Genomic DNA, 25,673 nt, shown 5'->3' with positions numbered 1-25,673 from the left:
TTCCGATACTTTTGGAGCAAACTTTTAACTATGCAGGCCGCTATTCAAAAAACCATCAGTTTTGTTCAAAGAACACTAGCCAATGCCGAAGCAGGACATGATTGGTTTCATATAGAACGCGTTTTTAAAACCGCACAGACTATTAATCAACAGGAAAATGGTGATGAACTTGTAGTGGCGTTCGCCGCATTGCTGCATGATATCGCCGATCCTAAATTTAATAATGGCGATGAAGAACTCGGGCCGAACATGGCTGCAGCGTTCCTGACATCGATTGATATTCCTAATGACATTATCGCACATGTTAAATTGATTATCCAGAACATGTCTTTCAAAAATAGTTTTGACGGAACAGGTTTTACTTCAAAAGAAATGCAGATTGTACAGGATGCCGATCGTTTAGATGCCATAGGAGCTATTGGTATTGCCAGAGCCTTTACCTATGGAGGATTTAAAAACAGGGTACTTTACGATCCGGCAATTCTACCAGAAGAACACCTCAACAAACAAAGTTATAAAAATACCACAGCGCCTACAATTAACCATTTTTACGAAAAACTGTTGCTGTTAAAAGATATGATGAATACAAAAGCAGGAAAAGCAATAGCAGCAGAAAGGCACAATTTTATGTTGCTTTATCTGGAACACTTCTATAAGGAATGGGAAGGGAAATGATTTTCCAGATCATACGATTATTCCAAATTCGAATAGATTAATTCGATTTGTTTGCTAATATTTTTAGTTATTAAACTATCTTTGTTAGTAAAACATTCCCTATGTCTGACCGTATCCGTGAAAAATTAAATATCCTTGCTGACGCTGCTAAATATGATGTTTCTTGTTCATCAAGCGGAGGCACAAGAAAGAATGAGAACAAAGGCCTTGGCAACAGCCACACCTCTGGCATTTGCCATACCTATACAGAAGATGGCAGGTGTGTTTCTTTATTAAAAATATTGCTCACCAACCATTGCATTTACGATTGTTTATTTTGCGTTTCGCGTAAAAGTAACGATATCAAACGTGCAGCTTTTACAGTAGATGAAGTGGTAGAACTAACCATGAATTTTTATCGGCGGAATTATATAGAGGGATTGTTTTTAAGTTCAGGGATTTTTAAAAATGCCGATTTTACCATGGAAAGGCTGCTTTTAGTGGTAAAAAAATTGCGTTTAGAGCAAAATTACAATGGCTACATCCATTTAAAAACTATTCCCGGTGCAAGCGATGAATTAATAAAAGAAGCGGGCTTATATGCCGACCGCATGAGCATCAACCTGGAAATGCCTACCGAGGCCGGATTAAAACTTTTGGCTCCTGAAAAAAACCATGCCGACGTAATTAAACCCCTTGAATTTGTGCAAAAACAGATCACCCAGTTTTCAGCGGATAAAAAGCTAATTAAGCATATCCCGAAATTTGTACCGGCGGGGCAAAGTACCCAAATGGTCATAGGTGCCACGCCCGAGAGCGATAAAGACATCATGTATACCGCTAATGCCTTCTACAAAAATTTTTCCTTAAAAAGAGTATATTATTCTGGTTATGTACCCATTAGCAATGATTCGCGGATGCCCATACTCGGCACACAGCCACCTTTGTTAAGGGAAAACCGTTTGTACCAAACCGATTGGCTCATGCGTTTTTATGGGTTTAAGGTACAGGAAATTTTAAATGATGCCAACCCAAATCTTGATATTGATATCGATCCAAAATTAAGCTGGGCAATTAGAAATATGCAACATTTTCCCGTTGATATTAACACCGCAGATTATAAAATGATTCTGCGGATACCTGGAATCGGTGTAATGTCGGCGAAGAAGATTGTACAGGCCCGTAAGTTTGGTAAACTCAGGATTGATCAGCTCAGGAAAATTGGGATAGCCTATAATAAAGCCAAACATTTTATTATCTGTGCCGATAGTCCCTACCAGTTAAAAGATTATCAAGGCACACAGATCAAGGCTTTTATTCTGGCCGAAAGCAAGAGCAAATATTTAAAAACGGATAACAATCAGATGATATTGTTTTAAAAATGCTGTCATGCTAAAGGCAGTGAAGGATTTGCTGGTTTGGGCAATCTTTTTAATCAGGCCGTTGTCTTGAAAAACTTTGTTAACTCCGGATTACGCTATTTATAAGTCAAAGTTCTTCACTATATCAGGAGGACTATTAAACTATATCACCAATGACCTACATTTTCGATGGTTCACTGCAAGGGATTTTAACAGCCGTTTTCGAATGGTTTGAGCGCAGGCCAGGTAAAGTGATGCTCAAATCAAACGAAATGTTTCAGCCGGAAGCTTTTGCAGAAAGTTTTACCGTGATTACCGATACAATAAAGGCTGACCGTGTTTGGGCCGGCCTTCAGAAAAAACTGAAGAAAGAATGGCTCCGCAAATTTTATTGCAGCTATTTATCCGAAATTCCGGAAGCTTACAATCACCTCTTTCAATTTTCAATCTACATTTTTAAACATGCTGTGGGCGCAGAAAGCAACTATGGAAACGAGCATGTAATTTCCCTTTCTAAATATGCTAAAAGCGTAGAAAGGGAAAAACACCGGATGGAAGCTTTTATCCGCTTTCAGAAAACCGGCGATGGGATATTTTATGCTGGTATTGACCCTGATTTTAATGTATTACCCTTAATATCCAATCATTTTAAAAACCGGTATGCCGATCAACAATGGGTAATTTATGATTTGAAACGGAAATATGGCCTTCACTATAATTTAACTGCTGTTGAAGAAATTACAATCAGTTTTACCAGTGGTACAAACAAACAAAATCCGGCATCAGATTTAATGGATGAAAGCGAAAGCTTATATGCAACACTCTGGAAAGATTATTTCAAAAGTGCAAATATCGTAGCCCGTAAAAACACCAAACTGCATGTGCAGCATGTACCCCGGAGATACTGGAAATATTTAACAGAAAAGGAATTAACCTAAACTTTCGGTTTGTCACGCTGATCGATATCGGATCTATTTCAGGCTCTATTTTGCACGATAGTTACTGAGCATGAAGTAACTATAAGACAATTGAAAATACCACTTCTACCCGTAAAATAAATTCAGCATGACGGTCGCGCAGCGAACACTCCTAATTAAACATAAACCAGGTTAAAAAACTTAACATACTGCCATGCTGACACGCTCACGAACCATTAACATGAAAAGATTGACAGTTTGGTGAAAATTTGTCCCTCAAAATCACTTGGCATAAAAAGTGTTAATTGTATGCTTAGTTAAAAATCAAATCAAAATAAAAAAATAATAAAAGTTATGGCGTTAAACCTTAAACCAATTGCTGGCAGTTCGAACAGAGTAATCGTTGAACCGGCTGCAGCAGAAGAAAAAACTGCATCAGGTTTGTATATCCCTGATACTGCAAAAGAAAAACCATCTAAAGGAACTGTAGTTTCTGTTTCTGAAGAAGATTCTGAAGGTAAAAAAGCGAGCGTAAAAGTTGGCGATGTTGTAATTTATGGTAAATACGGCGGTACTGAATTCCCTTACGAAGGTAAAGATTACCTCATTATGCGTGAAACCGATATTTACGCTGTTGTTGGGTAGATCAATGGAAATGTTGTAGCGTTAGAGTTACAATGTTGTATAAATCGGATGGATTGAAACATTTCAACCTTCCAACATAAAAACTTTAAAAACAAAACTTAAAATGTCAAAACAAGTAAAATATAACGTAGAAGCACGCGATGCCCTGAAAAGAGGGGTTGATATTCTTGCAAATGCAGTAAAAGTGACCTTGGGTCCAAAAGGACGTAACGTAATTATCGATAAAAAATTCGGATCACCAGCCATTACCAAAGATGGTGTTACTGTAGCGAAAGAAATCGAATTAAAAGACGCAGTGGAGAACATGGGCGCTCAGATGGTTAAAGAAGTGGCCTCAAAAACAGCCGATATTGCTGGTGATGGTACGACTACCGCTACTGTATTGGCTCAGGCAATCATCACTACAGGTATTAAAAACGTAGCTGCTGGTGCAAACCCAATGGATTTAAAACGTGGTATCGATAAAGCAGTTGCTGCAGTTGTAGAAAACTTAAAAACACAATCACAAACTGTTGGAGAAGATAATAACAAAATCAAACAGGTTGCATCTATATCTGCTAACAACGATGAAGTAATCGGTGCTTTAATTGCTGAGGCAATGGGTAAAGTAGGTAAAGATGGTGTAATCACTGTTGAAGAAGCTAAAGGTACTGAAACTGAAGTTAAAACAGTAGAAGGTATGCAATTTGACAGAGGTTACTTATCTCCATACTTTGTAACCAACGCAGATAAAATGGAAGCTGAATTAGATAGCCCTTACATTTTAATCTACGACAAAAAAATCAGCAACATGAAAGAATTGTTGCCGGTTTTAGAAAAAACTGTTCAAACAGGCAAACCGTTGGTAATCATTGCTGAAGATTTGGATGGCGAAGCTTTAGCCACATTGGTAGTTAACAAAATCCGTGGTTCACTGAAAGTTGTGGCTGTTAAAGCTCCAGGATTTGGCGACAGAAGAAAAGCCATGTTAGAAGACATCGCGATCTTAACCGGAGGTACTGTTATTTCGGAAGAAAGAGGTTACAAATTAGAAAATGCTGATTTAACTTACTTAGGTTCTGCGGAGAAAGTGGTTGTTGATAAAGACAATACAACTGTAATTAACGGTGCAGGCAATACAGATGATATTAAAGCACGTGTTAACCAGATTAAAGCGCAGATCGAAACTACTACTTCTGACTACGATAAAGAAAAATTACAGGAACGTTTAGCTAAATTGGCTGGCGGTGTTGCGGTACTTTATGTTGGTGCAGCTAGTGAGGTTGAAATGAAAGAGAAAAAAGACCGTGTTGATGATGCTTTACACGCAACCCGTGCGGCTGTTGAAGAAGGTATTGTTGCTGGTGGTGGCGTAGCTTTCATTCGCGCTGTAGCTTCTATCGCTGATTTAAAAGGTGTTAACGAAGACGAAAATACGGGTATCCAGATTATCCGTCGTGCTATCGAAGAACCATTGCGTCAAATTTGCGAAAACGCAGGTATTGAAGGTTCTATCGTGGTACAAAAAGTTAAAGAAGGTACTGCTGATTTTGGTTATAATGCACGTACCGGTGCTTACGAAAACTTAATTGGCGCCGGTGTTATCGACCCAACCAAAGTAAGCCGTGTAGCGCTAGAAAATGCAGCATCAATTGCAGCCATGTTATTAACCACAGAAGTTGTTTTAGCAGATGAGCCTGAAGAAGGTGGTGCTCCAATGCCTCCAATGGGCGGCGGCGGTATGGGTGGTATGATGTAATATCCACTTATAGCGAAACGATTTCGTGTAAAAAAACCCTCCTGGTATAATGCCCGGAGGGTTTTTTTTTGCCCCCTAGTACACTCAAAAGGAAGCCTATCGCGGTTACAACCTGCTCATCTAGTTTATTTGGTGTAAAATTTTGTATATGTAACATGAAAACTACGTAACTTATATCGAATATTTATTGATGTGTCTCAAGTCTAGTACTCATTTCTGATATTAGGCTAAAGCAAGTTAAACTGACAAAGCTTCCGGAACACAATAAAATCATTCCCTACTATTAGAGGTTTATGAAGATTTGTTGTAAAAGGGTAAGGCTTTCTTTTTTCCTGTTTTTTGGAATGTTTCTGCTTGTGTCGAATGTTTTTGCACAGGTAACCACGGGCATGGTAGATCCGGGACCATATACCCCGGGCAGCACTATTGCTGTTCCTTTTCAAATGCCTGCCACCTGCACCGCTCAGGGAAATCAATTTCAACTCTATTTATCAGATCAAAATGGAAGTTTTGCAGCAGAAACGCTTATTGGATCATACACAGGGTTTTATAGCACCTATGTAAATGGATTGCTCCCTACAGGTCTAACGCCAGGTACAGGCTATCGTGTTCGTGTCAAAACAACTTTTCCAACTTCGGTCAGTGCTGCTTCTACGCCTTTCGAGGTTAAAGCCGGAACGCCAGTTGAAGCCAAGCTCACCTCAACCTATTTAAATAATAACAATAGAGAAACTTTTGGCACTTGTATGAGTAGGCCCAATAATCCTTTTTTGATCAATAACGAATCTACAGCAAATAGTAATGTTACAGCAACAATAACCGATCAGGGTAGTGGCGGAAGCACGACCACCATGTCTTTCCCTACACCGATACAAAGTTTTACAGCCCAACAATCACATTATACCATTTATACCAAGGCAGTAATGCCTGACGGTTCGGTTGCCACCAAAGCTTACCTGTTGATCAATAACAGAACCATCACCGCCTTTGCCAACACAGGAAATACGGTGGTATGTTTGCCATTAGGAACCTTAACCTTTAATGTTGATGTTACTTCACCTTCCGGCATTCAAAACAATTTTCCAGGCAATATTTATACCATTAACTGGGGCGATCAATCTACAACTACTTACACACTTTGCGAGATTATCAATAATGGAGGCATTGTAGCCCACTCCTATATGAAATCATCCTGCGGAAGTGTTTCAACCTCCAGTGCAGGAACCATTTATAATGCTTTTGACGTATCCATTAATGTATCGAACGCCTTCTGCGGCATCGTTGGCACACCGGTTTCTTCATCGGCAAAAGTAGTGGTTAAACCGGTAAATTCTTTTACTTTCAATAGCCCCGGCTGTACCAACTCCGACATTACTTTTGTCAACACTTCTACGCTTGGCGAAAATCCGAACACGAATACCATAGGATGTGCGCCCAACGAAGTAACTTATAACTGGTATGTAGATGGTGTACCTGTAAAAGCAAATCAACCCAAGTCCTATAATCTGGTACATAAATTCACTACACATGGCGAACATACTATCCGGTTAGAATCAAATACCTCAGGCGCATGTAATGCCGATCCGGTGGAAATGAAAATCTGTATCCAGGACCCACCAAAGCCAGATTTCAGTTTACCATCAAGCACAATCTGTACCGGAACAACATTAAAGGCAACTGATCTTTCTATTTTAGATAATATCTGCAATGCAGCAAATAGCTATTCATGGTCAGTAAACCCCTCAGTTGGTTTTGCAGGAGGCACCAATGCAACAAGCAAAGAACCGCTGTTCAGCTTTACCAGTCCTGGTACCTATACCATTACCCTAAGCATCAGCACACCGGCATGCGGGATCATTACGAGCCTGCCCCAAACTGTTGTCGTAAATGAAAGCCCTAAAGCTACTCTTTCACCCGATATTACGTTATGTAACCTTTCAACTTACGATTTTAACAATACCACCGCTGGGCCAACCAAAACATTAATAAGCGGTACTACAAAAGATCTTTCCGACACTTACACCTGGACCGTTACGCCATCGGGATCTGGCACGTATAGCTTTGCTGGCGGTACAACGGCAAATTCAAAATATCCTTCCATAAAATTCGACAGTTACGATACCTATACCATAAAGGTTGTCCATAAAAACAATTGTGGTACAGCAGAAGACACCCAGGTAATCACTTTCAGCACCGCTCCTGTAGTTAATGCAGGACCCGACCAAAGTATTTGCTTTAACGACCCAAGTTTTACGTTGAGTGGCACGGTAACCGGAACCACAACCACTCAAACCTGGATTGGCGGACAGGGTACATTTATGCCCGGCCGAAATGATTTAAATGCCGTTTATACGCCCACATTGGCTGAAAAAAGAGCAGGTACAGTTACGTTAACATTAAGGGTTACTACAGCGTTGGCAGCCCCATGTAACCAGATTGATGATGAAATTATCTTAGAAATCAAACCCGACATCAGCTTAACCAGTGCAGCAACCAAAACCATCTGTACCGGTAACAGCGTAGCTTATACCCCAACTTCAGCCGTGGCGGGTGTAACCTACACCTGGACAGCAACCGGAACACCGTCTGTAACCGGATATACCACAAATGGGGCAGGAAACATTAATGATGTCCTCACCAATAATGATCCCAATACCGATGCCAGTGTAACCTATACCATTACTCCGCACTTTGATGGCTGCAACGGAACGCCATTTAACCTGGTGGTTACCGTGAAACCTAATCCAGTTGTTAATGCTACAGCGGCCAGTTCAACCATCTGTAACAAAACATCGTCAGCCATTACCCTATCAAGCAATTTTGCAGGGGTAAATTACACATTCAGCAGCACAGTAAGCGGAAGTATTACGGGTAACAGCAATAGAAATGTAGCATCAGCAGAAACGCAGATAAACGATATTTTAACCAACTCCGGCACCACCACTGGCAACGTAACCTATACCATTACGCCCGTATCTGTAAATGGCTGCCCAGGTACCCCTGTAAATATTACTATTACGGTTTTGCCAAGTGCAACATTGCCTAATGCAGGCATAGACGAAGCAATCTGCAATGTTGGCACCTATACTTTAAAAGGAAATACGCCAGCAGTTGGTACGGGCAAGTGGACAATCGTTAATGCACCAACAATGGTAACTTTTGCTGATGATACACAGGGTAATACAACAATTAATGGCTTACAGGCAGGAAATACTTATACCTTTAGATGGACAATAAGCGATACTAACTGTTCTACAGCCAGTGACGATGTTCAAATCACAGTTAACCCGCTCAGTGTTGGTGGTACTACAACAGGCGATGCCAATGTATGTGCGGGTGCAAATAGTGGGAACATCAATTTAACAGGACAGGTTGGCAATATTATCCGTTGGGAAAGATCTATTGATAATGGGCTAAGCTGGTCTACGATTACTTCAACTGCAAATCCGTATGTATACGCTAACCTTACAATTACCACACAATACCGTGCGGTGGTGCAAAGTAGTAGCTGTGCAGAAGCGTTCTCTACTGTAACCACCATCACAGTAAACCCCGGAACAGTTGTGGCCAACGCGGGTCCAGACCAAAATTTATGCACCGGAAACAGCATTAACCTTAATGGGAATAACCCGGCACCTAATAGTGGCACCTGGATCATCACATCAGCCCAAACAGGTGTTGTCATTACCGATCCAAGCCTATACAACACTTCGGTTACCGGTTTGATGCCTGGCCAAACCTATACTTTCAGGTGGACCATTACTGGTTTTGGCGCTTGCCCACCTTCTACGGACGATGTAACCATTACTTATTATCCACTAGTTACCAATAATATCAGCACATCAGCTGCGCCTATCTGCTCAGGACAAAATACTACCATCAACGGCGACGTACCAACCGGAGGAACGGGTACTTATGCCTTCCAATGGCAGAGCAGTACCGATGGTAATACATGGGCCAACATTCCTTCGGCCACTAACAAAGACTTAACTATAACAGCAACCGTATCTAGTTATTTCAGACGGGTGGTAAACAGTACCTCTTGCCCATCATTTAGTAATTCGGTACAGATTTCCGTTTTGCCAGGGTTGACCAATAATACCATTTCTGCCGATCAAAACATCTGTATTGGCACGGCTGCCGCGGCTTTAACCGGCAGTACACCAGGTGGTGGTAACGGAACATACAACTATCAATGGCAATCAAGCTTAAATGGAACCGACTGGAGCGAGGTATTGGGTGCAAATAGTGCCAGTTTTACGCCGCCAACACCTACGGTAAGTATCTATTATCGCCGATCGGTATCCAGTGGTATTTGCAACAACAGTTTAAGCAATCAGATTAAAATAACAGTAAACCCTAATGCAAAAGCAGAAATAACTTACAATACCAAAACCGGCTGTGCACCTTTTAAACTCGATGCAACCAATATTGCGGCAACCTTATATCCTGATAGAAATAGTGTTTATACCTGGTTTGCCAATAATGTTCAAATCGGCTCAGGACCAACATTTCCAGGTTACACGATCATCAATGGCAACGAAAGCGTAACCATAAAACTTGTTGTTAGCAGTAGCCTGGGTTGTAACCAGGATGAAAAAAGCGAAGTATTTAGCACCTTTCCTGGTATTACACCATCATTTACACAAAGCGCAACAGAAGGATGTGGACCACTTAGTGTTACTTTCACCAACACCACAAATCCACTTAACAGCGCCACCTATGCATGGAACTTTGGGAATGGACAATCTTCTACCCTCGCACAACCTGCAGCAATAACTTTTCTGGCTGATCCAAGTGGGAAAGATAAAACCTATAACATTACGCTAACCACAACCCTACCGTGTGGTCCGGCTGTTGTTACATCAGCAACGGTTATCGTACATGCTAAACCTGTTGCCATATTTTCGCCCGATAAAACGACAGGATGTGCTGATCTCCTGGTAAACTTTATCAATACCAGCCCGGAAAGTGCAGGCACAACCTACACCTACGATTTCGGCGATGGTACTTCATCAGGTCCGATAACTGATAGGAGAACAATAAGCCACATCTTCAAAACACTTGTAGTAAAGGATTTTGTTGTTAATATGACAGCTAAGAATAGCTGTGGCGAGACAAATTCAATCCCGGTCGTGATCAGGGTATCGCCAAATGATATTACACCGGCCCTGGTGGTAAATGGCAACGAGAAAAAAGGTTGTGCACCTTGGACTGTAAACTTTTTAAATAATACCAGCGGAGCAAGCCGCTTCGTTTATACCATTACCAACGAAGACTCCGGAGAAGCCCCTGTGGTCGTCCCAACCACCAATACAGGCGTTTTTCCATATACTTTCCTTAAACCAGGACGATACACCATTAGGTTAGATGCTGAAAATGATTGTTCGAAAAATTCAGCTACCGAGAGCGTAACCGTACTTGCCCAACCTACAGTAAGTTTCAGTGCCGATAAAACTGCCGGCTGCACCAACCTGGTTGTTAAATTTAAAAATACAAGTGTTGGAGCTATTGGTTATGCCTGGGATTTTGGCGATGGCTCCCCTATCTCAAATGAATTTGAACCACAGCATACCTACATTGGATCGGATGTGAACTACAATGTAACTTTAACTGCAATCAACGCATTGGATTGTTCTCAGGTCTTAACAAAAAGCAATTTCATCCGTATTGTTGCGCCACCAATAGCCACATTCACGGTTAGTCCCGGGAACGAATTAGCTGTACCAAATTATACTTTTGGCTTTAAAGATATTGGCTCAGGCTCGGTTAGCTGGGAGTGGTCTTTCGGAGATGGTGTGAAATCAACCTTACAAAACCCTAACCATACGTATGCCAATGAAGGCACGTATGATGTAACCCTGAAAGTAATGAACAAAGAGGGCTGTACTTCTTCTACTTTTCAAACGGTGAAAATTATTGGTGTACCGGGAAATTTAAGCATTCCCAATTCCTTTATGCCTGCAAGCACCAAAAACGAGATTAAAATCTTTAAAGCAAAAGGTCGGGGCATAAAAGAGTGGAACATGTCTGTTTTTAACAAATGGGGAGAATTACTATGGGAAACAACGAAACTGGATGACGGAGCACCTCTGGAAGGTTGGGATGGCACTTATAAGGGCCAGGAACAGCCACAAGGCGTTTATTACTGGAAGGTAGATATCAAATTTATTAATGGAAGTGATTGGAAAGGGATGACTTACGATTCATCCCCTCCCCGAAAAACCGGCGTAATATATTTAATCAGATAGATAATGGCGAGAAGGATAATCATGTTTTTGTTTTGGTTACTGCCAATGGCAGCTTTAGCTCAAGACCACATTTACTCCCAGTTTTATAATGCGCCAATGTACCTGAATCCGGCACTTACCGGCCAGTTTGAAGGCGACATCAGGTTTAATGCGCTCTACCGGAATCAATGGACAGGTTTGGCCAGCGATTATTCGTACATGACTGCTTCCGGAGATCTCAATCTGAGTAGACTAAACAGTGGTATTGGGATCATTTTTAACCGCAGCAGCGAAGGCACAGCCTATCTGCTTAAGAACAATATTGCATTAAGCTATTCCTATATCATTGGTGGAAACGATTTTGCCCTATCATTTGGATTACAGGGTGGCATTACCAACCAAAGGCTAAACTGGGATAAATTGGTATTTGGCGATCAGATTGATGTGATAGGTTATGTTCCGGGCAGTATATCGGGCGCCGAAAGGCCAAGTGTAGATAGCCGCTATTATTTCGATTCAAATGCTGGTGCCAACCTTGTAGTCGGAAAATTCATGATGGGATTAGCGGTGCATCACCTAAACCGCCCGGATGAGTCCATATCTGGTTTTCAGGCCAAGTTACCCATGCGCATTTCAGGCAATCTAAGTTATAAGTTAACCCTGGTACCGGATGAGTACGATCGCGATGGAAATTACCTCATCCCGTCCATAATTGCCTATAAACAAGGTAATGTAAAATCATTTAGTGCGGGCATGCAATATAAGTATGCCAGTATAAATGCCGGTATCTGGTATCGTAACGATGGCAATTCGAATGGGAATGATGCGATTGTGTTTTCTGTAATCTTCGATATTTTTAACCGGAGAACCAATGGTGAAAAATTCAGGTTAGGGATTAGTCATGATGCTACAACTTCTAAAATTAATTATAGCAATACCGGTGGAACATCCGAAATTGGTGTAGGTTACGAAAAATATTTTCCAAATAGTTCAAACGGTGGCCGTGCAAATGGATTAAGATGTTATGATTTTTATTAATTTGCCGGTGATAATTAAAGGCGATGAACGAAATTATAGAACAAAACCATTTCATTACACAAAGTGAAATCAATAAATTTTTGTTGGCAACGCTACTTTGTGGTATAATCGGGGCAGAACGCGAATACAGGAGTAAATCTGCCGGATTAAAAACCATGATGATGATTGGTTTAGGCGCAACCCTATTCACCATATTATCCATCAAAATAGGGCCAACCAGTCAAGACCGCATTGCCTCGAACATTGTCACCGGTATTGGTTTTCTGGGTGCTGGCGTAATTTTTAAAGAAGAAAACCGTGTGAAAGGATTAACTACCGCCTGCATCATCTGGATTGTGGCGGCCATCGGCATGGCTGTAGGTTCTGGTTATTACGAACAGGCCATTGGAGTTACCGCCGTGGTCATGCTGGCGTTAATTATCTTCCCCTTTTTAGAAGAAATAGGCGACCGACGTTTTACCAAACGGATTTACCGCATTGTTAAAAAACAACATACAAATAGTGATTTAGAAAGTTACGAAGAAGTTTTCAGAGAAAGCAAACTTAAACCCCAGCGCGGCAAACATCAGCTGGCAAACAACATTATTACCGGAAACTGGACGGCTACAGGCACACCAAAAAACCATCAGAAATTTGTAGAACGGATGTTAATGGATAAAGATATTATTGAGTTTGATTTTTAACCGAATCAAATAGTTCTACCTTTCGCGTTTGCAAGGCTAGTTTCTTCTCGTCAACCACCATCGTGTTCGACAGCCGATCGTGCCATGGATCGCAGGGATTACCAAGCCCGCTGATTGCATTAAAAGGAATCACCCGGATCATATTTCTGGTAAATGCTTTCGCAAAATCGATCTCACTACCATCTAAGTTTACGGCTTTAGTTCCTGTAATCAGTTTTCCGATTGATTTTCCATGTGAAACAGCTTCTGTTAAACACATTACAAAGCCATAACAAACCATCGCGATTAACCGGTCTACAAGATCATTAACTCCATCTAAAATTCCAGGCAGTAAAATTCCGACACAGATGCAAGCAACAAAAAAGATAATGTAAAAAGCGACCAGGTCGATGATATAATTGGTAAATCTTTTGCTTGAACTGGCACGGCAATAGCTTAGGTCGATTTCTTGAGCGTTATAATTAAATTCCATTTTTGAAGCGTTTGGATTAGATTTCTCGAAGATAAACATTTCCATTCACAGCCAAAATTAATTTATCCAAATCATAAAAACAATCTTAGCTTTGTGTAACTAACTTTTATCATGATCAAGGAGCAAATTTCGGTTTTCGATATTTTCAAAATAGGTATTGGCCCATCCAGTTCACATACTTTAGGTCCGTGGCGGGCTGCTCAGCAATTTACGGCTTCGCTCACACAGCGCAGCCTCATCAGCAATGTTGAGGGCATCAAGATATTGCTGTATGGCTCTCTGGCAAAAACAGGCAAAGGCCATGGAACCGATGTTGCCATCGTATTGGGTTTAACAGGCGCGGATCCGGTAACTTTTGATGTAGATGCGGTTACCCCGACTTTCGAAAGCATTCAAAAAGATAAAAAGTTAAATCTTGCCGATAAATTAATAATTGATTTTGATTACGATAACGATCTCCTTTTCCTCTTTGCCGAGAGTTTACCTTTTCATCCCAATGCCGTTACTTTTCAGGCATTTTTAAAAGATGGAAAAGCTTTTTCTGAAACCTATTACTCCATAGGCGGCGGTTTTGTGGTAAAAGATGGCGAAGACAATAGCAAAAAGGCCCAGGTAGACCTCCCTTTTCCTGTAGATAAAGCAAAAGATCTTCTACACTGGTGTTTATCTACCGGTTTAAAGGTGAGCGAAATCGTAATGGAGAATGAACTGGCATGGCGTACTGAAACAGACACGAAAAAAGGCATTCTACAACATTTTGCTGTGATGCGTGATTGTATTTATCGCGGATGCCATACTACAGGTTTTCTACCGGGAGGCTTAAATGTAGCGAGAAGGGCATTTCCGCTGAATAAGCGATTAGTTGGCAAAAATGAATATTCAGATTATACCGGCTGGGTAGAAGCCATCAGAAAAGGCGGAAACGGCTTTAATTATATTTTAGACTGGGTAAGCTGTTTTGCATTAGCCGTTAATGAAGAAAATGCATCTTTTGGTCGTGTGGTAACCGCACCTACCAATGGTGCGGCAGGCGTAATTCCAGCGGTATTGCAATATTTTATTACTTTTTGCAATGGTTATAGCGAAGAAAAAATCATCCAGTTTATTGCCTGTGCTTCAGAAATCGGCAGCATTTTCAAAAAAGGAGCAACAATCTCGGCCGCTATGGGTGGCTGTCAGGCCGAAATCGGCGTTTCTTCCGCCATGGCTGCAGCAGCCCTAACCGAATGTTTAGGCGGTTCGCAGCGGCAGGTTTTAATGGCAGCAGAAATTGCCATGGAACATCACCTGGGCCTAACCTGCGATCCGATTGGCGGCCTGGTACAGATTCCCTGCATCGAGAGAAATACCATGGGCGCTATTAAAGCAATTACCGCCAGCCAATTGGCACTACAAAGTAATCCTGATAAAGCAAAGGTGAGTTTAGATGCCGTAGTCAATACCATGTGGGAAACCGCCCTGGATATGAATGCAAAATACAAAGAAACATCTGATGGCGGATTGGCAACCAACATTCCAATCAGTTTACCAGAATGTTAATTCAACATTGTTGCAATAATATGACCAATGTGATCGATTTATTGCAAAATTCATGGTGCTAAATCACCAAGTATTTTTACATTCGCTCCATTATTAATTATCCATAAAAAATGATCAACTACACTAAAATCAGTGTGATTGGTTTGGCTTTGTCGTTATCTATATCGGCGACTTATGCGCAAGACAATCTCGTTAATTCTTTAAAAAACAATCAAAGCGAAAACAGTGCAGCTTCGTTTAAATTTACCGAAGTCATAAACCTGGCCAATACCCCGGTTCAGAATCAGGGATCTTCAGGTACCTGCTGGAGCTATTCTACTAACTCTTTTCTGGGATCAGAAATGATTAAAGCAGGTAAACAGCCTGTAACCTTATCTCCGCTTTTTTCAGCCCGCAATGCCTACGTAGAAAAAGGTAAAAATTACGTGCGTATGCATGGTGCGGTTTCACTGGGAGATGGTGGTGCTTTGCATGATGTAATCAATATGTACAGGAAATATGGTGCCGTTCCGCAAGAGGTATACACCGGGCTAAATTATGGCACTAAAATCAATAAAACTGCAGAACTTGGTGATATTGAAAAAGGTGTTCTGGAAGCTGTTGTAAAAAATGCAAACGGCGAGTTAACCCCAAACTGGTTGAAAGCTTATACAGGTGTAATTGATGCCTATTTGGGTGCCGTGCCTGAAAACTTTACCTACAATGGAAAAAAATATACACCAAAAACTTTCGCTCAGGAAGTGGTAGGTTTAAATCCCGATAACTATGTTGAACTTTCTTCCTTCAATGATCACCCTTTTTATAGCAAATTTACTTTACTGGTGCCTGATAACTGGTCTTTCGATCAGGTTTATAACGTGAAAGTGAATGAGTTAACAGATATTATCGATAATGCCTTAAAAGGAGGTTATACAGTGGCATGGGCTACGGATGTTAGCGAGAAAAACTTCAGCTGGAAAAATGGTGTAGCCTTTGTTCCGCAAACCCCTTTTGCTGATATGACTGCGAAACAAAAAGCGGAAATGTTTAACGGCCCGCAGCCAGAAATGGAAATTACGCAGGAAAACCGTCAGCTTGCTTTCGATAACTATCAAACAACTGATGATCATGGTATGCACATTGTTGGTTTAGCCAAAGATCAGACCGGAAAAGAATACTATATCGTTAAAAATTCATGGGGTGCAAGCAACGATTACAAAGGATATTTATACGTAACTAAAAACTATGTAAAATATAAAACAACAGCAATTTTGTTAAACAAAGCAGGTATCCCAGCTGCAATTGCCAAAAAATTAGCTTTGTAATAAAGATTAAATTATTCAAGAGCCGCAGGAGAAATTTTGCGGCTTTTTTGTTGGGGTTTAACCGCAAAGAGTGCGAAAAATAATAGACGATGGATAAGCGTTTAGAGGAAGTGTGATCTTATGCCTTCTCTTTGCATACTCTGCGGTTAAGAACCGGGATAATTAAACCAGCCCCGAATAAGTGAGCACCAGCCACCATAAACCTGTGGTAACGAACGAAAGCAATATTCCGATCCCTACTACCAAATTGGAAAGTTTTGGGTTTAGGTTATACTGATCGGCCACTACCCCTGCGGTTAACAATGTTGGCATGGCCATTTCAAAAATCGTTATTTTGGTAACAGTACCACTCATTCCTAAAACTATAGCAATCAGCATCACCACCAAAGGGGCTAAAATCAGTTTATATGATAAAGCAAAACTAATATGTTTCAATTCGCCAAACCAGCCTCCAAATTTTAGCTGTAAACCTATCGAAAATAAAGCCAGTGGGCCCACTGTAGCCGCTAGTTTTTCGAATAACGGATCTAATGAAGCCAGATTGATGAAACTTGGCAGGGTTAGCGCCAACGCACAACCAATAAGCGGCGGAAAGGTTAATACTTTTTTCAATACCAGTTTTGCGCTTAATTCTTGGTTCTGTGATGACCGGATGGCCACAATAATACCAATGGTTGAGAGCAGTGTAAAAGTAACCTGATCGCAGATAATGGCAATACCCAATTCCTTTTCTCCAAAATAGGCCACAATTAAAGGGAAACCCACAAATGAGGTATTGCTTAAAGAACTGGTTAATTTTAAACCACCCGAGCTTGCTTTACTGATTTTCCGGATACGGCTGTAAACTGTGATGAATAACCAACCGAACAGCCAGATACAAACCGGGGCCAAAGCAGGAAAAAGCAGGTCTTTGGTCCAGGTAATGTGTGGCAGGTATTTAAATGAAACCGCTGGCAGTGCAATATAAATAATCCAGGCATTAATGCCTTTGTGTGCATCCTTGGGCAACGATTTACCTTTTCTAAAAAGAATGCCGGCCAAAATGCACAAACCGATAAGAATGAAATTTGCCATCGAATAGCACAAAGATAGATTATAAAAGAAAAACGCCAATAAGAACAGTCTTATGGCGTCTTAAATACTTTAAACTAAGGGTTTCGGCTTTTTCTTTTTGTGCCAAACCTTTTTCTTTCCTTTATGCGTCGCCTTTTTTTCCTCTACATGTGTAATTTCTATTGCAGCTACACTTTCCGGTAAAGGCATACGCGGAACCGCTTTTTCAATTAACTTTTCGATGTTGTCAAACTTACGCTTATCCCTTCCGTTAACCAAGGTAATGGCCGTTCCTTTTGTTGCTGCTCTTGCCGTACGGCCAATACGGTGTACATAATCTGCAGGATCTCCGGGAACATCATAATTGATCACCAGATCGATTCCTTCTACATCAATTCCGCGGGATAATACATCTGTTCCGATTAGGATGGGCAATCTACGGTTTTTGAAGGCCAGGAGAATATCTTCACGTTCTTTTTGCCCCAAATCGGAGTGAAAAGCCTCGGCTTTAATACCCAAACCTTTAAATGCTTTGTATAGTGCCTTTACTTTTTCTTTTGTAGAGGCAAAAATGATACTGCTTTTATATTGGCCACTTTTGAAAATTTCCGTTAACAAAGTCTGCTTCTGCTGATCGTGAATGTTATAAGCCTGTTGATCGATCCCCTCAGCAGGTTTAGCAAGTGAAATGGTAATCTGTTTGGGTTCATGCAAGATTTTAGCGGCCATCGCTCTTATTTTCGGTGCCATGGTAGCTGAAAACAAAAGCGTTTGCCTTTTTTTGGGCAGGTAACTGATAATGCGGATAATATCATCATAAAAGCCCATATCCAACATTCTATCAGCTTCATCCAAAATCAAATGCTGTAAATGTTCCAGTTTTAATACCCCTGAAGATAAATGTGCCATTAACCTGCCTGGAGTGGCAATAATAATATCCACACCTTCTCGCATCGACCGTTTTTGCTGTTCATAAGCAATGCCATCTCCACCACCGTAAACTGCCAAAGAACTGATATTGGTAAAATAAGCCAGAGCTTCTACCTGTAAATCGATCTGTTGCGCAAGTTCTCGTGTCGGTGCCAGGATTAAGGTATTGTTGTGTCTATCGGTTGCTTTGCTGATTTTATCCATTACCGGTAAAAGATAGCTGGCCGTTTTTCCTGTACCGGTCTGCGCACAGGCAATCAGATCATGATTATCCAAAATTACCGGTATGGCCTGTTCTTGTATTGGAGTAGCGCTTTTATACCCCATGGCCATTAAGCCTTCGTATAAATCGGGGTTAAAATTAAAGTCGTTAAAATTCAATCTATTGTGTTTATGTATTTTAACAAAAGTACCTTAAAATACGGCTAATAGCAAACCCGCATTTAATTTCTTACTTAGGCATTTAAAAATGAGGTCAGGAAGTTCATTTGCACTCAAAAACAAAATAGCCCCAACTGATAAAACAATTGGGGCCTCGAAATTATAATAGACGAAACTTAGTCTACCAGAATAGATTTCTCTGGTATATTCGTTTCGGGGTTTTTAGGTAGGGTAACCTCTAAAATTCCATCAGCATACCTGGCTGAGATATTTTCGACCAAAATTTTTCCGTTTAGGCTAAAAGCTCTTTCGAAAGTGCCGTTGCTATATTCTCTCCTGCTATACTTTTTACTGGAATCAGCATCTTCTTTTGGTTGGTAAGAAATGGTTAATACGTCATCCTTTGTTACTACTTTTAAGTTTTCTTTAAGCAAAGCAGGTGCAAAAAGTTCGATAATAAAGTTATTTTCTGTTTCTTTTATATTGGCTGGCACCTTTCTAAAAATTTGGTTAAACATGGCACGTTTATGGTGGCCGAATGTTTCTCCAAAATGCCTGCTAAATTTTCCTGCTCCCCGGCCAAAATGGTCATGCATCCTGCCCGAATGGCATCTATGTTTGTTGTACATTTTATTTAATTTTTAATTGTTATTTACGTTGTTAATTTATCGGCCAAAGCCAATATTAATGATAAGCTACTTGTTTCGTTTTAGGGATATCCAGCAACTGTGTAATGATATTTGCATAGGGATACGATGGTGAGAAAACCGCATAATCAAATTTCAACCCCCTTAACTGAACCAAAATATCATCGATAAATTTCATCGGCTCCAGCAAGGCACTGATCAATCCTGATTTGGGTGGTTCTTCTTCATTTCTAGTCTCTTGCGCCTGAAAAATATTCAACTCCTGATTATAGGCCTTAAAGTCTGCGCCGATTTGTTCTATGGGCGCCTTAAATTCATCAGAACTAAAGAAAGTAACTTGCTCTCCCCTGCTAATCATTTCATTTGCCATGCCCAGGATCGGATTAACATCGACCTGAGATGGATCACTTAAAAAAAGTACTTTTGACATCAGCTTATCTATCTACTTTGTTAATGCTATTGTTGGGATAATGGTATCGTCCTGCTGTGTACGATGATGACTGAAACTATGGTTTTTATATTGTTCATGTCCACAATCATGGTAATGCCTGTTTTTGAAATCCAGGCGATCTCGGTATCCATACTGAACGGCCAGCACATTTAAGCTGTAAAAAGTTCCTGCGGCAACAGCTAATGCCAATAATATTCTAAATGTTCTCATTCCCGTTAATCATTTATGTTAATGTGGTTAACCGTTCCACTGCCTTGTATGACTGGCCTGTACCATTGGTTATCGATCGGTACAATCGGGCTATAATGATTCTCGAAACCTTTAAAGCGGTTATGAAAATAATGGCGACGCCTACCGGTAAAAATCCTGAACATTAAACCAATCAGCATAATGGCCAATATAAACTTGAACACAAATGGGATTAAGAAAGCAACTGCTCCGAGTAAGATTCCAAATCCTATGGTTTTTAATATTTTCATCATTTCATTATCTTTTATAATTACCTTAATCAACTCACTGTAAGCTATTTAAACAAATGGAGCTGTTATTTTTGTTATTTATATAGGAAGACGGAGCAGGTTTATTTTTACTTTAAATTATTTTGTTTTTTTTATTCTAAGAGATTTCCATAATTGTGTCATCCTGAACGCAGTGACGGATCTTTTGGTAGATCAACTCGTCGGTTGGTGAGACACCAACCGATGGAATAATAGAAAGGTCGTTATTTAGTGCAGGGCTTTAAAAAATCGTCTCTCTATTTCTTTCTATTGAAGCGCAGCGGAATGCCCGCTTTTGCCGACAGGCCTGCCCGTACAGGCGGGCAGAAATCTGTGTTGATAGATCTCACTCCGCATTGCTGCGGTCGAGATGACAAATTTTAAAAAAATCATCACTACGAGTGATAGGATAGTATACAAACAAAAAAGCCCCGAATTAATCGAGGCTTTCAAGCTATTCCTTGTTGCGGTGATGGCCCCAACCGCCACATCTTCGCTTATACTCTTCTTTAAATCTTGCACGCTCCTCTTCGTTCATTGAATCCCATTTAGCGCGCAGCTTCTGTGCACGCTCCCGGAAACCACCACGGTGCCCCCCTTTATTGAAATTTCCAAACAATATCCTGCAAAGCACAAGCAAACCAAGGGCCTGCCAATAATTAAGCCGACCTGCATGGGCAACTTCTGGCAGAATCCAGTTCCATAAACACATCACTACATAGCCCAGCGCAGCTGCAATAAGCACCGCCACAGGGAAAAAGAACATGAATTTCTTACCGAGATTAAAATTTCTATTCATCATGCCTGTAAATTTAATAGTTAATAAACTCCTGATATAAGTTTTGTAAGCGGTTACGGAGGTGTTTTACCGCATAACCTTTTCTTGATATTAATGTTTTGATATTTTCGCCGCTTTCATCAGCCAGTTCCTGAAAAGTACGTTCTTCCAGTTCGTTCTGAACAAATACATAGCGCTGATTTTCGGGCAATTCTTCCAGTGCCAGAAACAATTGATCCCAGAACAGTTTTTTCAAACTTTCTTCTTCCGGCGAATAAGCCTCGGCCAGTAGAATTTCTTTAAAATTGACTTCCCCATCTTCACCTTCGAAAGTGAAATCTTCTAATGATTCTTCCTTTTGTTTGCGGTACTTATCGGTAATCTTATTTCTGGCCACCCGATATAGCCAGCCGCTAATCTGCTCTATGGCGCCCGTTTCGGGTTGGTTGCTGAGTTGAAACCAGACATCCTGTAAAATATCTTCTGCATCCTCATCCGTATTCACCCTTCCACGGATGAAACTAAATAAGCGTTTACCATAATTGGCAACCGTTGAAATGATATTTTGAGGTTCGTTTGTCGGCACTAAATTTCGCTTGATAACCCAGTAAACGGATGAGCACCAATATTACTTTAAATTTTCTTTATTTTTTTTAAACTTAGTATTCAGGCTGGGCTACACCTGGAAAGATTTAGAAGCCCATGCGTACAATAGATTAAATTTATTGTTTTTTTGGAAATGAAAGGAGCATGTTCTTGGCAGGCTGCAGCCCTGCTGTTTGCTATAGCCCTCATGCTTCGGGGCTGCCGCTGCCATCAGGTTTATCAACAAAGTTGGTGCATCCCCGCACCTCTAAAATGAATGTTGTTTGGGCCACTTAGCCCCTACCCGTTGCATGCGGGCGGGTGAAGTGATACCCTGAAAGACGGAGGAACGGTGTCTGAATTGTATAAGCGGAACACGGGAACCAACTTATTTTCTTGTACAGGCATGGCGCGCCAAAAAAAGCTAACAATCAATTTCTATGCAGACTTAAGAAGACTTCCGCCACACGTGCCATCACTCAGATTTCGTAAGTCTCTCCTACCCTGATCTTAGCATCCAGCTAAGACAAACAAACTAAACATAAAAAACCTTCCGCCATGGTTCCTGTCCGCACGAAACACACTAAACTAAATCTTTTTCCTGTCCGCGTATCCAAATACCTTTTGAAGTAGCGTTGTGCTCCTTGAACTCAGGTTACCCCTTATTTTTAATTCTTCTTTGGCTATTTCAACAAATAAACCATCTATTGCTTTTTGTGTAACATATTCTGTCAAGTTGGTATTCACAGGTTTTACCAGAGGCAAACGGTTATACTGTGTAGTTAAATCGCTGTAATACCTGGTGGCATTAACTTTATTTAAGCTGGTGCTTACAATCGGGCTAAATTTCTGCATCAATTGTGCAGTAGTTACCCTTTTAAAATATTCGGTGGCTGCGTTTTTATTACCCAAAAGGATATTGGTTGCATCGGTTAAGGTCATCTGTTTAATGGCCGATATAAAAATAGGCTTTGCTTCGGTAGCTGCATCTTCAGCAGCGCGATTTAAACTAACAATTACATTATCGCAAAGCTTGTTCAAACCTATACCACGTAACGTCCTTTCAACCTTTTGTGCTTCGGGAGGCATCAGGATCTTGACAGCCAGATTGCCTAAAAAGCCATCTTTAACCGAAAGCCTGTCGGCACCGGCAGAAACACCGATCTGTAACGCCTCTTTAATTCCCTGTCCTATTTCAAAAGCAGACGGTGTTCCTGTAGCAGTTGTTGTAGATGCCTGTTTTTCGGTTACCTTTTTAAAGATGTCGCTTAGTTTAATCTGTGCGCTAACATTTAAGCTGACCAACACCAGCATGGTTAGCGATACGGATAAAATATTGATCTTTTTCATTTTGTGTGTTTAAGCATATCTAGCAAAACAACGGCCATATTTATACTCAAAGGTATGTCTTTGCCTAAAACCATATAAATACTCCCAAAAAATTAGCGGTAAGCAAATATTCCGAACCTTTCTTCCTAAAAAATTAGTTTCTGCCCCATCACTCAGAAATATTTTTTATACTTGGAAGATAATTCGAAAAAGCGACCATTTTTGAGGTTTATAAAAAACACAGCTGGAAATGCCCAGCACGACGATGCCAAATTAACTGCCGATTATAAAAATACGGGCAATTTGGACGCGTTGGGTACGCTTTACAATAAGTATATGCATTTGGTATTCGGAGTTTGCTTAAACTACTTCAAAGATGAAGAGCAAAGCAAGGATGCCGTGATGCAGATTTTTGAAGAATTGGTAACAAAGCTGAAAATACATGAGGTACAGAACTTCAAAAGCTGGCTCCATGTGTTGACGCGGAACCACTGTTTAATGGCTTTACGGAAATCAGCTAAGCAAAATAATGTTTCCATAGACGATACTTTTGTGGAAAATACTGATTTTGTGCATCTTGATATAGACAACACAAAAGAAACGCAGCTTACCATTATGGAAAAGTGTATGGAAACTTTGCCTGAAGAACAGCGAAAAAGCGTAGATTTATTTTATTTACAAGAAAAATGCTATAAAGAAGTAGCCGAGATTACAGGTTACGATATGCTTAAAGTGAAGAGCTACATCCAAAATGGTAAGCGGAATTTAAAGATTTGTATAGAGAAGAACAGTAGTGAATAACGATTGGTTAGATATTGATGTACTGGAAGATTACCTGGACGGTAAACTTGATGCTAAAGCTATGCATTTTGTAGAAAAACAAGCTTTGGAAGATCCTTTCGTTGCAGAAGCTTTGGAAGGATTGAAGCAGGCACCAAAACGCAAGCAAACGCTGTCCATTTTACAAAAACAACTTTACGATCGTGTATCAGAAAAGCCCGTAAAGCGCAAACTTTGGGGCATTACCACCCAAAGGTTAAGTATTGCCGCAACTGCAACTGTGGCTTTTATTGCGGTAAGCATTTTATTCTTTATGCGCGAAACCAACCGCAGAAATGCAGAACTTGATGCACATAAAAAGGAAGGCGTTTTAGTACGCTTAGATAGTACCACGAGCGTTGCTTCTGCTCAACCAAAAGCTCAAGCAGAAACCGTTACCCAAAACGCTACGCGAACAACTTTGCTTGATAAAGCCATTACAGCCGCGAAAACAAGTGGGTTAGCAAAAAATACAAAATCGAATATTGTTTCCAGGCATACAGAAACACAAATTACCGAAATAAAAGCGGCAAAAATCTTATCGGATAATAGTGGTGCAAAAGCAATGAGCCGTATAGGCCATAGTGATTCCAAACCAGGTGGAGTGACGTTAAATGAGACTGTGGTTGCAGCAGAGCCCGCAATAGCCTCAAACAAAATTGCATTTAGTGGTAATGTAGTAGATCAAAGTAATGGACTGCCTGTTCAGGGAGCTGTTGTAAAATTAGCTGGTTCTAAAAATGTAACGGCAACCGATGCAAAAGGTTATTTCTATTTACCCGCTGATAGTAATGCAAAAGATAAAGATTTATTGATTAATGCGATTGGCTTTAAAGAATTACCTGTAGCCGGTCTGCAAAACCCTAACGCCATTAAAAACGCATTAAGTGGCGATAAATCGTTAAACGAAATGGCACTGATTACCGGTTCGAACGGACGCAAAAAAGAAAATATTGCTGCCCCAAGAATTACGCTGCGTGCAGAACAAAACCTGGATGGAAAATCGGCTGGTGAGATTACGAAGCCCATTCCGGTTTCTACCATTAATTATAGCCAGTACTTGGCGCATAACAATAAGCTTTACAATCCTAAAGGACCGGAGCAATTTGTGATTTTGAGTTTCAAAGTTAAAAGCAACGGACGGCCTACCAATATTACCGTTATAAAATCGCTGAACAAAAAAGCTGATGCAGAAGCGAAGCGGTTGATTCAGCAAGGCCCGGATTGGGTATTGCCTAAAAACGGAACGGATTCAGTAGAGATCAGCGTTAGATTTTAGATAACTTAATTACTCCTTGTAATCAGCACCGTGCCCTGGGTTGTTTTAAATAATCCAAATAGAACTTATTGTTTACGATTTAGATTTGAATATAAGGTGTTCTGATCCATTGCCTTTATCTTGAAGAAAATAATACATCCTAGCCGGTATTCTGAAGGAACTTAAGAACATGACTCTGCGAAACAAATATCTTTTAACAATCAGTAAAGTGTCCGGTCGTCATTCTCGCGCATGCGGGAACCACGAAGTGCTCAGCGAAGCTAATCTTAATACAAGGTTTAAGATTCCCAATCAAGTTGGGAATGACGATTTCTTGAGGGATATTACTTAACTAAATTTTATC

22 protein-coding genes are annotated in these 25,673 nt (G+C 40.6%); 12 read left to right on the top strand and 10 right to left on the bottom strand.

Annotated features, from left to right (window positions below; all coding sequences use genetic code 11):
* Positions 1-30 precede the first annotated feature (30 nt).
* From ACK1I8_RS19040 to ACK1I8_RS19005, 8 genes are all read left to right on the top strand, one after another.
* The gene (locus ACK1I8_RS19040) at positions 31-675 is read left to right on the top strand and encodes an HD domain-containing protein (RefSeq protein ID WP_412466862.1); all 645 of its coding nucleotides are present in this window, start codon (positions 31-33) and stop codon (positions 673-675) included.
* Between the two features lie 101 nt (positions 676-776).
* Entirely contained in the window at positions 777-2,033 is a 1,257-nt protein-coding gene (locus ACK1I8_RS19035) for a putative DNA modification/repair radical SAM protein (RefSeq protein ID WP_412466861.1), read from the top strand.
* Positions 2,034-2,188: 155 nt separating this feature from the next.
* Positions 2,189-2,953 (top strand): TIGR03915 family putative DNA repair protein, encoded by a 765-nt coding sequence (locus ACK1I8_RS19030; RefSeq protein ID WP_412466860.1) that lies wholly within the window; start codon positions 2,189-2,191, stop codon positions 2,951-2,953.
* Positions 2,954-3,286: 333 nt separating this feature from the next.
* Positions 3,287-3,577 carry a co-chaperone GroES gene (gene groES, locus ACK1I8_RS19025; protein ID WP_025141798.1) on the top strand — a complete coding sequence of 97 codons (291 nt, stop codon included), beginning with the start codon at positions 3,287-3,289 and terminating at the stop codon, positions 3,575-3,577.
* 103 nt (positions 3,578-3,680) lie between these two features.
* Positions 3,681-5,315: a chaperonin GroEL gene (groL, locus tag ACK1I8_RS19020; RefSeq protein WP_293784974.1), complete on the top strand. Its 1,635-nt coding sequence runs from the start codon at positions 3,681-3,683 to the stop codon at positions 5,313-5,315.
* A gap of 293 nt (positions 5,316-5,608) precedes the next feature.
* Positions 5,609-11,566, top strand: coding sequence for a PKD domain-containing protein (locus tag ACK1I8_RS19015; RefSeq protein WP_412466859.1), 5,958 nt, complete (start codon positions 5,609-5,611; stop codon positions 11,564-11,566).
* A 3-nt stretch (positions 11,567-11,569) separates the two neighbouring features.
* Positions 11,570-12,583, top strand: a complete 1,014-nt coding sequence (locus tag ACK1I8_RS19010) for a PorP/SprF family type IX secretion system membrane protein (RefSeq protein WP_412466858.1) — start codon at positions 11,570-11,572, stop codon at positions 12,581-12,583.
* Positions 12,584-12,606: 23 nt separating this feature from the next.
* Positions 12,607-13,266: an MgtC/SapB family protein gene (locus tag ACK1I8_RS19005; protein WP_293784968.1), complete on the top strand. Its 660-nt coding sequence runs from the start codon at positions 12,607-12,609 to the stop codon at positions 13,264-13,266.
* Here the strand turns inward: ACK1I8_RS19005 and ACK1I8_RS19000 are convergent.
* Entirely contained in the window at positions 13,247-13,783 is a 537-nt protein-coding gene (locus ACK1I8_RS19000) for an RDD family protein (RefSeq protein ID WP_412466857.1), read from the bottom strand. The two genes, ACK1I8_RS19005 and ACK1I8_RS19000, sit on opposite strands and share 20 nt — an antisense overlap.
* A gap of 66 nt (positions 13,784-13,849) precedes the next feature.
* Here ACK1I8_RS19000 and ACK1I8_RS18995 point away from each other — a divergent pair, with 66 nt between their 5' ends.
* Both ACK1I8_RS18995 and ACK1I8_RS18990 read left to right on the top strand, forming a co-directional pair.
* A complete protein-coding gene (locus ACK1I8_RS18995) occupies positions 13,850-15,277 on the top strand; it encodes an L-serine ammonia-lyase (protein ID WP_412466856.1) in 1,428 nt (475 codons plus the stop codon).
* Positions 15,278-15,387: 110 nt separating this feature from the next.
* On the top strand, positions 15,388-16,581 hold the full coding sequence (locus tag ACK1I8_RS18990) for an aminopeptidase C (RefSeq protein WP_412466855.1): 1,194 nt from the start codon (positions 15,388-15,390) through the stop codon (positions 16,579-16,581).
* A 162-nt stretch (positions 16,582-16,743) separates the two neighbouring features.
* Here ACK1I8_RS18990 and ACK1I8_RS18985 read toward each other — a convergent pair whose 3' ends face one another.
* From ACK1I8_RS18985 to ACK1I8_RS18945, 9 genes are all read right to left on the bottom strand, one after another.
* Complete coding sequence (locus tag ACK1I8_RS18985) at positions 16,744-17,655, bottom strand: AEC family transporter (protein WP_412466854.1); 912 nt, start codon at positions 17,653-17,655, stop codon at positions 16,744-16,746.
* Positions 17,656-17,724: 69 nt separating this feature from the next.
* Positions 17,725-18,945, bottom strand: a complete 1,221-nt coding sequence (locus tag ACK1I8_RS18980) for a DEAD/DEAH box helicase (protein ID WP_412466853.1) — start codon at positions 18,943-18,945, stop codon at positions 17,725-17,727.
* 176 nt (positions 18,946-19,121) lie between these two features.
* On the bottom strand, positions 19,122-19,574 hold the full coding sequence (locus ACK1I8_RS18975; RefSeq protein WP_412466852.1) for an Hsp20/alpha crystallin family protein: 453 nt from the start codon (positions 19,572-19,574) through the stop codon (positions 19,122-19,124).
* 55 nt (positions 19,575-19,629) lie between these two features.
* Positions 19,630-20,022: a hypothetical protein gene (locus tag ACK1I8_RS18970; RefSeq protein ID WP_412466851.1), complete on the bottom strand. Its 393-nt coding sequence runs from the start codon at positions 20,020-20,022 to the stop codon at positions 19,630-19,632.
* A 12-nt stretch (positions 20,023-20,034) separates the two neighbouring features.
* Positions 20,035-20,253: a hypothetical protein gene (locus ACK1I8_RS18965; RefSeq protein ID WP_412466850.1), complete on the bottom strand. Its 219-nt coding sequence runs from the start codon at positions 20,251-20,253 to the stop codon at positions 20,035-20,037.
* Positions 20,254-20,258: 5 nt separating this feature from the next.
* Positions 20,259-20,525 (bottom strand): hypothetical protein, encoded by a 267-nt coding sequence (locus ACK1I8_RS18960; RefSeq protein ID WP_412466849.1) that lies wholly within the window; start codon positions 20,523-20,525, stop codon positions 20,259-20,261.
* 469 nt (positions 20,526-20,994) lie between these two features.
* Positions 20,995-21,342: an HMG-box domain-containing protein gene (locus ACK1I8_RS18955; protein ID WP_412466848.1), complete on the bottom strand. Its 348-nt coding sequence runs from the start codon at positions 21,340-21,342 to the stop codon at positions 20,995-20,997.
* A gap of 10 nt (positions 21,343-21,352) precedes the next feature.
* Complete coding sequence (locus ACK1I8_RS18950; RefSeq protein WP_412466847.1) at positions 21,353-21,904, bottom strand: RNA polymerase sigma factor; 552 nt, start codon at positions 21,902-21,904, stop codon at positions 21,353-21,355.
* 587 nt (positions 21,905-22,491) lie between these two features.
* The gene (locus tag ACK1I8_RS18945; protein WP_412466846.1) at positions 22,492-23,253 is read right to left on the bottom strand and encodes a DUF4197 domain-containing protein; all 762 of its coding nucleotides are present in this window, start codon (positions 23,251-23,253) and stop codon (positions 22,492-22,494) included.
* A gap of 201 nt (positions 23,254-23,454) precedes the next feature.
* Between ACK1I8_RS18945 and ACK1I8_RS18940 the strand changes: the two genes are divergently transcribed.
* Together ACK1I8_RS18940 and ACK1I8_RS18935 are read left to right on the top strand one after the other, a co-directional pair.
* Complete coding sequence (locus ACK1I8_RS18940; protein ID WP_412466845.1) at positions 23,455-24,033, top strand: RNA polymerase sigma factor; 579 nt, start codon at positions 23,455-23,457, stop codon at positions 24,031-24,033.
* On the top strand, positions 24,026-25,330 hold the full coding sequence (locus ACK1I8_RS18935; protein ID WP_412466844.1) for a carboxypeptidase-like regulatory domain-containing protein: 1,305 nt from the start codon (positions 24,026-24,028) through the stop codon (positions 25,328-25,330). Before ACK1I8_RS18940 ends, ACK1I8_RS18935 begins: the two co-directional genes overlap by 8 nt.
* Positions 25,331-25,673: the final 343 nt, after the last annotated feature.

This window comes from Pedobacter sp. KLB.chiD (assembly GCF_047040275.1).
GTDB lineage: Bacteria > Bacteroidota > Bacteroidia > Sphingobacteriales > Sphingobacteriaceae > Pedobacter.
Note: the sequence above shows the minus strand (reverse complement) of the source record. Positions and strands in the feature narration are given on the sequence as shown.